Consider the following 13,128-nt stretch of genomic DNA (forward strand, 5'->3'; position numbering starts at 1 on the left):
CCTCATGACCAGCCATCAACCCACGAAACTGACCGTCATCAGAACGACCCCGCCGCCCAGCCGAATCTATCGGATTGAAGCCCAGTCCGGGACCATCAACCACCTGCGGGTTCGGATGATTAGCGTCCGGCCCACCTTCGGGGCACGATAGAGGGATCTACACCCACCGTGCGCCACCGCAAACCAGCGCTTGATCCTCTCGATCAACATCGTCTACCGTTCGATGTGATCGAACACACCGAATCGGTAAATCTGCCGCACTGAGGGATTCAAGTCCTACCCTGCGCCCGAGATTCTGACTCATCCGCCAACTTCGGCACCCCCAGCCTCGAAAAGCGGGCTCCCTCCGGCACCCTGCACCCATGGCGGCCAGCTTCGCCCCGCCCGGTGTCGATGGCCGAGGGCGAGAAGTGGGCTTGATAAGCAGTCGATGTTGGGGTCGGCCCCACGGGGCTACGTGATCCTCGATCAGGGCTGCGGCCTCCGCGGCGGTGTTGTCGGATGGAAAGTTGTCGAAGATGTTGCGCAACAGTTCTTCTCGACAGCGACTTCGTAACGCCCTACTCTAAAGCACAGGCCGCACAGCACCTACTCAAACCTTCACACCCACTCGGCGAAACATACCCATACAGATACTTCAGCCGTTCCAGGCTCTTTGAACTGAATTCAGCCGAACCCATTTTTCTCGAATAGAGCGGCCCTCCGTAGCCTTCCCGCGTCTGCCGGAGGGCTCACCGTCTATTCGACAGGGGTGTCCGAGTGGGTTTCTCCGACCAGCTCACCGTCGCGCTCGATCTCTCGTGCGGGCAGTACGTCTGCGCGCCGACAGATCCCGCCGACCCGCACGTACACGACTTCAGGCGCAAAAGCCTCGTCGGTGACAGGTCGCTGGTATGCGCGGCCTGTTTCACCGAGTTCGGCGACAAAGTACCCGTGGTGGTCCGCGCCCGCGTGGGTGGGCAACGCCGACCGCACTTCGCCCATCCACCCGGGTTCGCGCCCGTCGGCAGCCGGCATCATCCTGAGACACTGTGGCATCTGACCGGCAAGGCCGTGCTGGCCGAGTGGGCTCTCCGTCAGCCGGGTGTGGTCGAAGCCGATACCGAGGTGTGGATGCCCCGCCGGGAACGCCGCGCCGATGTCCGCGTCGTATTCGCCGACCGCCGGGAAGTAGCTCTCGAAGTCCAGAGGGGGCCGCTGACAGATGCGGAGTGGAGCCAAAGACATCACGACTACCGACGCAACGGAGTCGTCGATGTCTGGTTCTGGCATCCCACCAGCCGTCCGCACTGGATCGTGCTCAGCGAGCCCGACAGCCGTCAACACCTGTGGACATTGGATCCCGCCCAGCGGTCCGCGTCCGTGATGATCGGGGCACCGCATCGAACCCTATGGCCAGAACCGCCGACCGAGGATAATGCCACCCACCAGGTGCCGCACCTGCCGCCGTGCGTCTACGACGAGTTGCTCGCACACCCATGCCGACTCGACGACCTCACCTTGACACCGCGCGGCCTCGCGATCCCCACCCAGCTGCACCAGTCATTGACCGACGCGCTACACCACGAACGCGAGCTCCTGCGAACACGTCGACAGCATCGCCTCAACCAGCACAATCACCCCACTCCGGCAACCGAGCCGGTGCACATAAATCCCTCCCGGACCTCCAGTCCCGTCCCGACTGTGGTCGGCACTACCGGGCCCCCACCCATCGCCGACCCCGAGGCGCTCGCTCACTTGCGCTGGGTCCGGCTCCAGAACACGTTCGTAAAGAACGGCCATCTCCCGGCATACACCGACGCCCCTCAATTCCGGCGAACCCGGAACTTTCGGCAACCGCTCACCTGCGTCAACTGCAGCCACACACTCTCGCCAGACACCGCTCCTGGAGAAATCCCGAGCTGCCCGCCGGCGCCCCAGATCGGCAACTACCAGCCACCAGCAACCAGGCGACCTGCCGCTCCTCTACACGATCCAGCAACACCATCGAACAGTTCGCGCGCCGCGTCAGCGATCACAGGCGATCAGGCCCATGTTCATCGAGTCAACCGGCAAAAGGTTCCGGACAACGACCAGCTGCTCCTGTTCTGACATGTGCTCATTGCGCCGGGCGGACGTAGGCAGCGTATATATCGCACCCAGCACTGGCACCCAGCTGCTATTTCTGTGGAGCTAAGGGGACTCGAACCCCTGACCCCCACACACCCATTCCGGTGCGGCGCGCCGACACCTCATGCTGGCGATCTTGTAAAGCTCGGCCGACAGCAGCGGGATCTGGGGTTGTGGCGATGCGCAGGAGCTCACGGCGGGTCGGGCTCGAGTTGGCGGCTGTTCTGGCCGGTCGCCACAAGTAGTGCTGGTGTTACCTGCCGATCCGGCGCCTGCTACCGAATCAGTAGCGCGCCGGCCCTGACTGGAACCGGCCTACCTGGAACCGGCGTCCGGGCGGGTGGCGGCGTCCGGCTCGGGCACCGCGGTCAGGAACACCGGTTGCGGAGCATCGGCCGGTATCGCGTACGGCTCGGGTTCGGCCGGGACGTGACTGAACAGTCCAGCATTGTCGTCGTACATGTTCGTGCTCCGATCTTCGGTGTGCGCTGCCGGTGGAAGTCGCGGCAGGCAAGGTCGAGATGCGCGTCCCGTGGTGGTCGGGCCGACCGGCGGTCCGGGGCCTTTCGGGGATACCCATCCGAACCCAAGGCCGCTCCGCGCCGGACTGCCGAGTGGAGCAACCCGTCGCGGAGGTGGCGGGATTGCGGCAGTTCGAAAGAGGTCCTGTCGGGCTCGGCAGCCGATCGGCTGCTCGACGGTGTTCTCACCATCGTAGTCCCATCCGCCCCTGCCGCACGCCTCCCGGTCGAGAATCCGGTCCGCGACCGCGTCGTCGGCGCACGCGCCGCTTCACTGCATCGATCACGCCGGGCTGAAACTGAAACCTCCGTTGCGGGCTACAGGCACCGAGCGCATGCCCACTTGTGAACGGCAGGTCATCCTCCGCAGACTCGCCGAAGCCGGGCATCTAACTGACGAGGCCGAGACACGCGCAGTCAGCCGGCCCACTCGATCATCGCAATCGTCAGATCGGACACGAATCCACCATGACCAAGACGTTTCCCGGTTGACCTTGCTTTGCGTGTCCAACCGAGTATCGGTACCTGTGACGAACGACCGCCGAGTCGCCCAGCCGGTTGGAAATCCGACCCGCCCGGACAGCATCCCCAGGGGCGCCCCGCCGGTTCCGCCTGTTGCCCGGTGCGTGGCGCTACAAATTTTCTACAGATTTCACACGGGTCAGGATGGGAAGCCAGGGGCACGAAGGAACAGCGTCGGGACCCGCAAAGTGCCATCTAACTGCACAAACAGGGAAATCATGGGAAATACTGGGCGACGTCGGGGACCTGCGGAAACGCTGTGCCGACTTCATGACCAGTAAAGGATAGCTGTCACGGGTCGCCCGTTATTCCCCCCTGCTCCCGGGCGGTTGACGTGCGGATTCATACCGTGAGGTCAGTGCGCCGATCCGCACGGCGGCGGCGGGCTCATTCTTCGCTCCAGAGTCGCTGCAGCATGTGCCAGTCGGCCGGATGGGCGGCGATCGAGGCGGCGAAACGGTCGGCCAGGATCTGAGTGGCGTGCTGGAGGCCGCGGGAAGTGTCGATCGGTTCACCGACGGAGAAGCCCCAGCCGGTCGGGGTGAACCAGCAGTGCACCGGCAGCAGCGCGGCGCCCGTCTCGATCGCGAGCCGGGCCGGACCGGCGGGCATGGTCATCGGCTCGCCGAAGAACGTGACCGGGACGCCCGCGCCGGACATATCGCGCTCGCCGAGCAGGCCGACCAGGCCTCCCGCGCGCAGCCGGTCGGCGAGTTGTGCGTACGGCGGCGTCTCGGAGCCGGTCAGCGGGATGATCTCGAATCCGAGGTGCTCGCGGAAGCGGACGAATCGCCGGAACAGGGATTCCGGTTTCAGTCGTTCGGCGACAACGGTGGGAGTACCGAGCCGGCGCACGACCCAGACCCCGGCCAGGTCCCAGTTGCCGCTGTGCGGCAGGGCCATGACCACGCCGCGACCGGCGGCGTGCGCGCGATGCATGTGGTCGAGCCCGGTCGCCGAGGATTCGATGGTCCGCGCCAGTTCTTCGGGGTCCATCGCGGGCAGCCGGAAAGCCTCCCGCCAGTACCTGGCGTAGGAGCGCAGACTTGCCCGCATCAGATCCTGCGGGACCTCTTCGGGCGTGACACCGAGCACTCGGGCGAGGTTGCGCCGTAACTGGACCGGGCCACCCGTGCGGCGGGCGACACGATCGGCGGCGGCGTCGAACAGCCAGACCGCCCAGCGGTGCGGTAGCGCGCGGACCATCCGCCAGCCGGCCGCGTAGCCGAGGTCCTGCACACGGGCGGAAAGGGTTACCAACTGCCGTCGTCCGACGGCGCGGCGTTGTCCTGTTCGGGTGTGGCGGTCAGGAAGAGGGGCTGATGATCCACGGTCGGCGGCGCGTAGGGCTCCGGTTCGGCGGGGACGTGGCTGAACAGTCCGGGTTCGTCGTTGTGCACAGTCGGTACTCCGGTCGTAGGTGATTGGGTGTTGCGGGTTTTCGTTGCGCGGGCGGCTGGAACAAGTTACTCGTCCGGCCTACCGGCTCATGCGGTCTCACCGGTGATAACAGTCAGCGGCGCAACCTACTTCGCATAATTCTGCCCATACCTCGTTCCACCAGGCTGTTGGGCGGCCTGCCGCCCCGATCGGTCCGACGGCGGCTGTCGTCGTCGGTCGCGGCGAGGATCCGCCGCGAGACCATCCGGACCCGATGCAGCCACTGGCCGAGCTGGAGTTCCCTGGTCACAGAAATCACCTCCAGACCTGCTCGGGAGGGGCATTCATCGGAATCGGCAGCCGGACGGCTGCTCGATCGTGTTCATACCCACCGTAGTCGCAATCCCCCACGCCCGTCGCCGGGACCGGACATTCCGAGTCACCGCGGTAGTAGTGCCGGTCACCCCGGTTGACACCCACCTATTGAACGTACCGTTGGATAGCGGTACGGTAGGCGATGTTCCAATAAAGCACCGCAAAGGTGCGACCGCCCCCCAGGCCAGACCGGGGCGTGACGAGTGAGGACCCACCGATGAACCGAAACCCCGAACAGCGCACCCGCCGCCTCGCCGCGCGAATCGCCGCGATCGCGGTCATCGCCCTCGCCCCCCTGGCCGTCACCGCCGGCCCCGCCCTCGCCGACCCCGGCCAGGCGACCCCGATCAGCGATTCCAGCGACAGCTTCGGCGATAGCAACGGCTGGGACAGCAACGGCTGGGACGACAACGATCACCAGGCCTGGGACGGCGACGACTGGGGCGACAACGGCGACTTCGGCTGGGACGACAACGGCCAATACGGCTACAAAGACCACAACCGCCAGAACTACGACGGCTACGAAGACCACCTCAACAGCGGCGGAAACAACTACCCCGACCGCGACTCCCACAGCAACCGCGGCCGCGACTACGACGAGCCAGTCGACTGGAACCGCGAGAACCACGGCGGCGGCAGCCAGAACCCTCCGGTCTGGAACGTGCCCAACCCCTACATCCCGCCGCCCGCGCCCAGCCTGCTGCCCCAGGTCCATCTCCCCGCACTGCCGGGCCTGCCCTTCGCGCTCCCCGGCCTGCCGCCCTTCCTCGGCACGGGCAGCGCCCGCTGACACAGCACTCGAGTAGCCGTTGAACAGCGGTACATAGATGAGTGAGTCGTTATCGAACAGTAGAAAAGGACTGGACCGCTACAGGCCGGGCTCGAACCGACCGGCCGATCACCCGGGCACGACCGCCTCGGCCAGTTGCCGGCCCGCCGCCGCGAGCACGGCGTGCGCGGCATCCGAGAGGTCTTCCGCCCGGACCGCGCGCTCACACCGACGCGCCAGCTCCTTGCGATCCGTCCCCGCCGGTTCGACCGCGGCGAGGACGACCTCGGCGGTGAGACCCCGTGCCCGCAATACCCGGACCACCGAGCCGACCAGAGTGTCGTCGCCGACGAAACCCGGGACGGTGGACCGATTACCGTGCGAATCCAGGTACCGCAGCCGGACCGGCTGCACCGGTGTCGCGGTGTCGACGGCGGCCTGGAACAACGCCGGGCGCAATGTCCCATAGGCACGACCACACCAGGTGGTGCCTTCGGGGAAGAACCCGATCCGTTCCCCGGCGGCGAGCCGCTGCCCGATCTGCTCCACCACCTGCGGCAGGCGGCGCAGGCGCTCCCGCTCGATCGGAACAACCCGCAGCACCCGCGCGAGTTTTCCGAGCACCGGCCAGTCGATCAGATCCGCCCGCGCCACGAACGCGAGCGGCTGCACCGCGGCGAGCACGACGATATCCGCCCACCCGATATGCCCAGCGACGACCAGGACCCCGGCCCCCGGCCCGGCGAACCGCGCTCCGACCGCCGCAGCTCCGGTTCGCCGGTCCACCACGCGCAGCCGGATACCGCAGGCACGCAGGAGGGCCTGCGCGAATCGCCGCTGCACTCCCGAACGCCGGGTCGCCGGCGTGACGATATGCGCGAACGGGTAGGCGAGCAGCACCGATACCGCCGCTGCCGCGCGGAGTCCCGCGCGCACCACACCGATGTCGGGACGATTCTGCACACAGCCCGTCCCGCACGGACTCACCGGCATCCAGGCGTGCCGTACGGGCGGACCGGCATCCGGAGCGGGTACCTGCGCGACCGGGTTCGCGGCGATCTCCATCAGATCACCGCCCGCCGTCGAAATTCGCGGCCGCGCCGCGTAACCGGTCGAGGTACCGGGTGTTGATGGTGTCGAGCCCCAGCAACACGACGAAATCCGCGACGGCGAAATCCGGATCGTGCGCGGGCTCGCCGCAGATCTCGGCGCCGAGCCGCAGGTACCCGTTGAGCAGGGGCGGCAGTTTCGGGCGGGCAGGTGCGGGAAGGTCGTCGAGTGTCACCCCGTCGACCGCCACTGGACGGTAGGGCCGCACCCGCTTCTCCGGCGCGCAGGCGTGTTTGCCGAGCAGGAGGTCACGGACCCCGCGAACATTGACACCGGCCGGTTCGTCTGGGCTGTTCTGCATGGGCACCGAGGCACATCCCATCACCCAGTCGTATCCGGTGAGCTGGATGTAGTGCAGGATCCCGGCCCACATCAGGGTGAGCACCGAGCCGTTGCGGTGTTCGGGGACCACGCAGGCGCGGCCCATTTCGACGATCCGCAGACCGTCGGGATCGAGGTGGGTGAGGTCGAATTCGGTGGCCGTGTAGTAACCGCCGGCCGCAGCGACCCGGTCCGGCGGCAGCATCCGGTAACAGCCGACGAACTCGCCGGTCGACTCGTCACGCACCAGCATGTGATCGCAGTGCTGGTCGAAACTGTCGGCGTCCAGGCCGGTCCCGTCGTCGGGAATCCGGAAACCGGGCTCATTGGCGAAAACGTTGTACCGCAACCGCTGCGCCGCGATGCGATGGTCGGTGTCGGAGGAAACGATCAATGCGTACCGGGAGCGGTGATCCTCGCCGCCGGCCGGTCGAGCCGGGGCCGTCAGCACGGACGTAATAGCCATGCTGCCAAGCAGGCCAGTCCGACACTGCGCTACGGCGTCCGTAACGTGTCGCCCGCATGCCGGTTCGGTTAACGAGACGTAGGTCACACCAGACGTTCACCGCCGGGTATCCGCGTGTTCGTCCGTGCCACAGATCCGGCCCCCGGAGTTGGGCCGACCACGACCTGGAATTCGCCTGTCACCGAAGCTGTGCGCCGCGGCGTCACCGGCGCTGTGCGCCGCGGGCGGACCTCACTCGACCAGGCCCGCCCACGGACGCTAGGCGACGAACCGTTCGGGTTCGCGAACCCGTTCCAGGTGCTGCTTGTCCACTTCCTGGAACCCGGGCCGCCCGGTGCCGATGAACGCCACCAGCCACGACAGGACCGCGGCGAACCGGTTCCGGAAGCCGACCAGATAGAAGAGGTGCACCGCCAGCCAGATGAACCACGCGATCACGCCGCGGAAGGTGACGCGGTCGTTCAGTTTCGTGACCGCGCTGAACCGGCTGATCACCGCCATGCTGCCCTTGTCCCAGTACACGAACGGGGTACCCGGGTGCTTGTCACGGCTGATGATGTCGGCCGCGTGGCGGCCCTCCTGCATGGCCACCGGCGACTGGCCCGGATAGCCGTTGAGCGAGGTCATATCGCCGATCGCGTAGATATCGGCGTAACCGGCGACGGTGAGGTCGGGGTTGATCAGCAGCCGGCCGGCGCGATCGGTTTCGCAGCCGGTGGCCGCCGCCAGCAGTTTCGCGAATCCGCCGGCCTGCACGCCCGCCGACCAGACGATGGTCTCGGCGTCGAGCTGCCGCAGCGTCCCGTCCTTGTCCTTGACCGTGACCTGTCCGTCCTCGATTTCGGTGACGAACGTGCCGAGCAGCACCTCGACCCCACTGCGGGTCAGCGATTTCTTCGCGTATTCCGACAGCCCGCCACCGAACGGCGGCAGTACCGCGCCCGCGCCCTCCACCAGGGTCACCGAGGCTTCCTGGTGGTAGTACCGCTTGGCCAGTTCCTTCAGCTGCCCCGCGACCTCGACACCGGTGGCTCCGGCCCCGACCACCACGAAGGACAGCAACCGGCGACGCGTTTCCTCGTCGGCCTTGGCGGCCTCCCGGAAGACCCGTTCGATCTGGGCCCGTAGTAGCTTGGCGTCGTCGATGGTTTTCAGCGAATAGGTTTTGTCGGCGAAATCGTCGCGCCCGAAATACGACTGGCTGGCTCCGGTCGCGGCGATGAGCGATCCGTAGCGGATCTGCCGGTCGCCCTCGGCTGTCCGGTACGTCACGACGGCGGCATCGGGCTCGATGGCGACGACCTGACCCAGTCGCACATCCGCTTCCTTGTGCCGGCGCAGGATGTTCGCGATCGGGGGTGCGATCTCATCGGACGCCAACACCCCGGTGGCGACCTGATAGAGCAGCGGCTGGAACAGATGTTCCGGCGTGCTCGAGATCAGGACATAGTCCCTTCCCGCCTTGGCCAGTTGCTTGGCCGCGGCGAGCCCGCCGAACCCCGAACCGACGATCACGACATCCGCGTACTCCACGCCGGTGCCGATCCCAGTGACCTTGTGCATGACAGCCTCCTTCACTCATTAGGAACCGTCATCGGGAACGCAGATATTTCAGGGTTCAGGGCGCATACTTGAGATGACTCTTATCTGTTCTGGTCATGAATGGAGATCGAGGTGGAACTTCGCCAGCTCACGTACTTCGTCGCGGTGTGCGAGGAGCTCAGCTTCAGCCGGGCGGCGGCCCGGTGCTTCATCTCACAGTCGGCGATCAGCCATCAGATCGCCCGGCTCGAGCACGACCTGGGCGTCCAATTGTTCGAGCGTTCGACACGATCGGTCGTCCCCACCGACGCGAGCACAAGATTACTACCGCTGGCCAAGCAGATGCTAGGTCTGGAATCGGCCATCCGCGCCTCCATCCGCACCACCGGACCCCGGATACGGCTCGCGGCGAATATGTCCTTCGCGACCCGCTCGCTATCGGCCATCGCCGGCACCCGCGACGCGCACCCGGGCGCGGAGATCGAATTCGTCATCAAACCCTTCCGCCAGCGGGTCGCCGCCGTCGCGGACGGTGACTGCGATCTGGCGCTGATCCGCGGCAGCGTGCAGCAGGCCGGGCTGGTGGTCGAACAGCTATGGGTGGAAGACCTCACTCTCGCCACCGCTCCCGCGCATCCGCTGGCCGGTCGTACCGACGTCACCCTCGCCGAGCTCAGCCACTACCCGCTGCTCCTGCCGCCGGAGTCCGAACAGTTCCTCCTGCACAACGTCATCCGGACCGCGTTCGCTGACCTCCCCACCGGACCCACCTTCGGCCCGCCCATCCCCCCGGACCACACCGCCACCATGGAGTTGATCAACCACCCCGACGCCTGGACCGTCCTCTACGCCAACAGTTCCACCGCGGGCATCGCGGCACTTCCGCTGGCCTGCCACCGCCTGCGCATCCCGGTCTCCGCCGTGCTGCGCGCCGACACCCGGCGCACCCCCATCCTCGGCTCGCTGCTCGAAGGGCTGCACTGCGCCTGAGACAACTCCGGCACAGCGAACGGATGCTGTTTCCGGGACCTGCCCCGCGCGGCCGCTGGGCGAAGGCGTCCTCCTGATTCGGAGTAGCCCTCGCGGTCGAACCCTCATGGCCGCAACCGGGATCGCACCCAGACCAGCGTCCGGGTCCGTCCGGGCCGGCTGCCGCGTGGGTATCCCTGACAGGGCTAGGCATCAGCGGGTGCTGGTTGCCGTCGGACATCCAGCAGAGAGTGGACACAAGCCGGATCGCCTCCGCGGCGACCGGCCCGGATCACGCTGTTTCTCGTCATCGCTGCCCGTCTCGCTCGGCGTCGATCCCACACCGGTGCAGCCCCGACATCGCAGGAGCCACTCTCATGAACCTGAATCTCGACGGCCACGTCGTCATCGTCACCGGCGGTACCAGCGGCATCGGTCTGGCCACTGTCCGTGAACTCGCGGCCGAAGGCGCTCGCCCGGTCGCTGTTGCCCGGCGCGCACCGGAACCCGGCCTGCTTCCCGATACGGCGGACTTCCTCGCCGCCGACCCGTACCGCATTGTTCGACGCCCCGGGTGGATTCGCCGAGCAACTCGCCGCCCGTTTCGACACCGACCCCGATACCGCCGTCGACCGGTTCATCCGGGAGGAGCGGCGGCTGCCGACCGGCCGCATCGGTCGCCCCGAGGAGGTTGCGGGCGTGATCGTCCATCTGCTCTCGCCCCGCACCGCTCAAGTGACCGGAGCGGAGTGGTCCATCGACGGCGGCGCCCTCCGGCAGCTCTGATATGAGCGACACCAGCCCGGCTCGGGCACATCGGCGACGCATCACCAGCGAAGACGGTGCCGAGGTTCAGCTGCTCGTGCACGAACCAGCCGGCCCGGCTCGTGGCTGGTTGGTCTGGGCGCACGGCGGCTCCTGGCAGCACGGCTCGACCGTTCGGTGGGCATCGATCACCGCGCAGCTCTGCGCGTTGTCGGGCTGGACCGTGGTCTCGGTGGACTATCGGCTCGCTCCTGCGCACCGCTTCCCGACCGCCGTGTTCGATGTATCGGCGGCGCTCGACTGGGCCGAGCGCGAAGCGGCGGACCTGCCCGTCGCAGTCGGCGGTGACAGTGCGGGCGGCACCATCGCCGCTGTCGCGGCCCTCGCCAGACGCGATACCGGCGGACGTGTGCCGCCACAGGTGCTGGCCTACCCGCCGCTCGATCCCGACTGCGCCCGCCCTTCCTATCAGGCCTCTCCTGACGCGTTTCCCAACAGGTCCGATCTGCGGGCGGCCTGGCGACTCTGGCTCGGAACCGGTACGCACCACCCGTTGATCCACCCGACACCGCTCGCGGCCGCGAGCCTCGCCGGGCTCGCTGCCGTGTCCTTGGTCGTGGGCGATGACGATCCGGTCCGCGACGACGTGACCTGCTACGCCGAACGCCTCGACGCCGATGCCGTGCCGACCCGGCTGCGGACGCTTCCCGGCGTCGGACACAGCGATCTTTTCCGGCCACGCAGCCGAGCCCTGCGGGCCGTCGCCACCATGCTCGCCGAACCGACTCCTACCGGCCTCCGGCCGAACCCCGGGAAAGGAACCTCATCATGACCGTGACACCCGCGCCCATGGACGCGCTGATCCGCCATTTCACCGACCTCCGCGACGGTAACCATTTCGGCCAGTACACGCGCGCCGGTAAGGAATCCGCTTTCGCGGCGGCCGTCACACTGCTCGACCCTCCCGCTCGGCAGGTGCTGGCCGAGTTCGACGACCATCTGCTGAACGGGACGGGACGGATCGACGCCACCGGCCTGCACCGCGACGAGCGCGGCGGGCTCATCGCCTCCTGGATGCTGTCCTGGCCCGAACAACGCGCCGCGGAACTGTCGCCGATCAGTGTGATCGCGACGTACGGAGCAGGGGTACACCATCCCCATCTACGCGGAGCCACCATCCGCGAATGGCCACTCAACGTCGCCGAATCCGACCATGCCACCGAATTGATTCCGGTACTGCGCGCAATCGCCGGCGCCGAGATCCACAACCTGGTCTTCCGGGCCGGAGGTGACTGGCGCATCGTGCCCGCCCTCCACCCGAGCACCGAACAGGGAGCGCCGGCATGAGACTTTCCGTCCTCGATCAGGTGCCGATCACCGAACACACGCCCGCCCGGGAAGCCGCGACGAGTGGCCTGCGGCTGGCGGTAGCAGCCGAGAAACTGGGCTATCACCGCATCTGGTTCGCCGAACACCATCGCTCGGAATCGTTCGCCGGCACCGCACCCGAGATGATGACCGCTCTCGCTCTGGAGCGCACCACCGATATTCGTGTCGGTACCGGCGGCATCCTGCTACCGCTGTACCCGGCGGCCAAGGTCGCCGAGGTCATGGGCCTGCTCACCGATGTGCACGGCGATCGAGTCGACACGGGCGTGGGAAGGGCAGCGCTGCACGACCCGGACTACGCCGAGAAGATCACCGCTCTCGCCCGCACGTTCGGCCGTCGGCACGGCCTCGTTTCGCCCGAACCGCCGGGCAGGTTGTGGGTGCTCGGCGCAGGCGGTTCGACTGCGCCGAGCGCCGGAGAGGCCGGGGCAGGCTATGTGCACGGGCACTTCTTCGTCCCGCGCGGCGGCGAAACGGCGACGGCTGCCTACCGGGCCGCGGCGGACGCCCACGGACACGCCTCACACACCACGCTCGCGGTGCGCGTCGTCACCGCCGAGAGCCCGGAACGTGCGCGGGCACTGGCCGAGGCGATGGTGTTGTGGCGGGTCCGCAAGGACCTCGGATACGACGGACCCATCCCGTCCATCGACACAACAGCGAGGTATCACTGGACCGAGGCCGAACAGACCCGCGCGAAGGCTCGCGCCACCGCGATCATCTCGGGAACCCCGGACCGGGTGTACGCCGAGCTGACAACTCTTGCCGAAGCGCACGGAGCGGCGGAGATCATGGTCAACACACTGACGAGCGACCCCGACGACAGGTTGACCTCCTACCGCCTGCTGGCCGAGCGGTTCCGGTCCTGACCGAGCGTCGGACAGCAACCC

General features: G+C 67.3%; 14 protein-coding genes and 1 pseudogene. 8 read left to right on the forward strand and 7 right to left on the reverse strand.

The annotated features are described in order from the left end of the window. Positions 1 to 759: 759 nt before the first annotated feature. Positions 760 to 2,091: a competence protein CoiA gene (locus tag OG804_RS15100; protein WP_328397986.1), complete on the forward strand. Its 1,332-nt coding sequence runs from the start codon at positions 760 to 762 to the stop codon at positions 2,089 to 2,091. Between the two features lie 333 nt (positions 2,092 to 2,424). Here the strand turns inward: OG804_RS15100 and OG804_RS15105 are convergent, their stop codons facing one another. The 4 genes from OG804_RS15105 to OG804_RS15120 all read right to left on the reverse strand — a co-directional run bounded on the left by OG804_RS15105 (position 2,425) and on the right by OG804_RS15120 (position 4,842). Next, on the reverse strand, positions 2,425 to 2,571 hold the full coding sequence (locus tag OG804_RS15105; protein ID WP_328397988.1) for a hypothetical protein: 147 nt from the start codon (positions 2,569 to 2,571) through the stop codon (positions 2,425 to 2,427). A gap of 968 nt (positions 2,572 to 3,539) precedes the next feature. Continuing rightward, positions 3,540 to 4,412: a phosphatidylinositol mannoside acyltransferase gene (locus tag OG804_RS15110; RefSeq protein WP_328397990.1), complete on the reverse strand. Its 873-nt coding sequence runs from the start codon at positions 4,410 to 4,412 to the stop codon at positions 3,540 to 3,542. After that, positions 4,406 to 4,552, reverse strand: a complete 147-nt coding sequence (locus OG804_RS15115) for a hypothetical protein (RefSeq protein WP_328397992.1) — start codon at positions 4,550 to 4,552, stop codon at positions 4,406 to 4,408. The genes OG804_RS15110 and OG804_RS15115 overlap by 7 nt, the downstream gene beginning before the upstream one ends. Positions 4,553 to 4,665: 113 nt before the next feature. Further along, positions 4,666 to 4,842 (reverse strand): hypothetical protein, encoded by a 177-nt coding sequence (locus tag OG804_RS15120; RefSeq protein WP_328397994.1) that lies wholly within the window; start codon positions 4,840 to 4,842, stop codon positions 4,666 to 4,668. Between the two features lie 282 nt (positions 4,843 to 5,124). Here OG804_RS15120 and OG804_RS15125 point away from each other — a divergent pair, with 282 nt between their 5' ends. Further along, on the forward strand, positions 5,125 to 5,697 hold the full coding sequence (locus OG804_RS15125; RefSeq protein ID WP_328397996.1) for a hypothetical protein: 573 nt from the start codon (positions 5,125 to 5,127) through the stop codon (positions 5,695 to 5,697). 108 nt (positions 5,698 to 5,805) lie between these two features. Here the strand turns inward: OG804_RS15125 and OG804_RS15130 are convergent, their stop codons facing one another. The 3 genes from OG804_RS15130 to OG804_RS15140 all read right to left on the reverse strand — a co-directional run bounded on the left by OG804_RS15130 (position 5,806) and on the right by OG804_RS15140 (position 9,136). Beyond that, positions 5,806 to 6,669, reverse strand: coding sequence for a lysophospholipid acyltransferase family protein (locus tag OG804_RS15130; RefSeq protein WP_442941879.1), 864 nt, complete (start codon positions 6,667 to 6,669; stop codon positions 5,806 to 5,808). Positions 6,670 to 6,745: 76 nt separating this feature from the next. After that, positions 6,746 to 7,573 (reverse strand): GNAT family N-acetyltransferase, encoded by an 828-nt coding sequence (locus tag OG804_RS15135; protein WP_328397999.1) that lies wholly within the window; start codon positions 7,571 to 7,573, stop codon positions 6,746 to 6,748. Between the two features lie 258 nt (positions 7,574 to 7,831). Continuing rightward, complete coding sequence (locus OG804_RS15140; RefSeq protein ID WP_328398001.1) at positions 7,832 to 9,136, reverse strand: NAD(P)/FAD-dependent oxidoreductase; 1,305 nt, start codon at positions 9,134 to 9,136, stop codon at positions 7,832 to 7,834. 111 nt (positions 9,137 to 9,247) lie between these two features. On the opposite strand from OG804_RS15140, the gene OG804_RS15145 reads away from it, so the two are divergent. From OG804_RS15145 to OG804_RS15170, 6 genes and pseudogenes are all read left to right on the forward strand, one after another. Continuing rightward, a complete protein-coding gene (locus tag OG804_RS15145; protein ID WP_328398003.1) occupies positions 9,248 to 10,105 on the forward strand; it encodes a LysR family transcriptional regulator in 858 nt (285 codons plus the stop codon). Between the two features lie 356 nt (positions 10,106 to 10,461). Then, positions 10,462 to 10,539 (forward strand): annotated as a pseudogene (locus OG804_RS15150) (short-chain dehydrogenase); the annotation flags it as partial. Between the two features lie 244 nt (positions 10,540 to 10,783). Next, on the forward strand, positions 10,784 to 10,870 hold the full coding sequence (locus OG804_RS15155; RefSeq protein ID WP_328398414.1) for a hypothetical protein: 87 nt from the start codon (positions 10,784 to 10,786) through the stop codon (positions 10,868 to 10,870). Between the two features lies 1 nt (position 10,871). Next, the gene (locus OG804_RS15160) at positions 10,872 to 11,681 is read left to right on the forward strand and encodes an alpha/beta hydrolase fold domain-containing protein (protein ID WP_328398005.1); all 810 of its coding nucleotides are present in this window, start codon (positions 10,872 to 10,874) and stop codon (positions 11,679 to 11,681) included. Beyond that, positions 11,678 to 12,196: a hypothetical protein gene (locus OG804_RS15165; RefSeq protein WP_328398007.1), complete on the forward strand. Its 519-nt coding sequence runs from the start codon at positions 11,678 to 11,680 to the stop codon at positions 12,194 to 12,196. Before OG804_RS15160 ends, OG804_RS15165 begins: the two co-directional genes overlap by 4 nt. Then, positions 12,193 to 13,107 (forward strand): MsnO8 family LLM class oxidoreductase, encoded by a 915-nt coding sequence (locus tag OG804_RS15170; protein WP_328398009.1) that lies wholly within the window; start codon positions 12,193 to 12,195, stop codon positions 13,105 to 13,107. Before OG804_RS15165 ends, OG804_RS15170 begins: the two co-directional genes overlap by 4 nt. The last annotated feature ends 21 nt before the right edge of the window (positions 13,108 to 13,128 follow it).

Origin of the sequence: Nocardia sp. NBC_00416 (genome assembly GCF_036032445.1) — a bacterium.
GTDB lineage: Bacteria > Actinomycetota > Actinomycetes > Mycobacteriales > Mycobacteriaceae > Nocardia.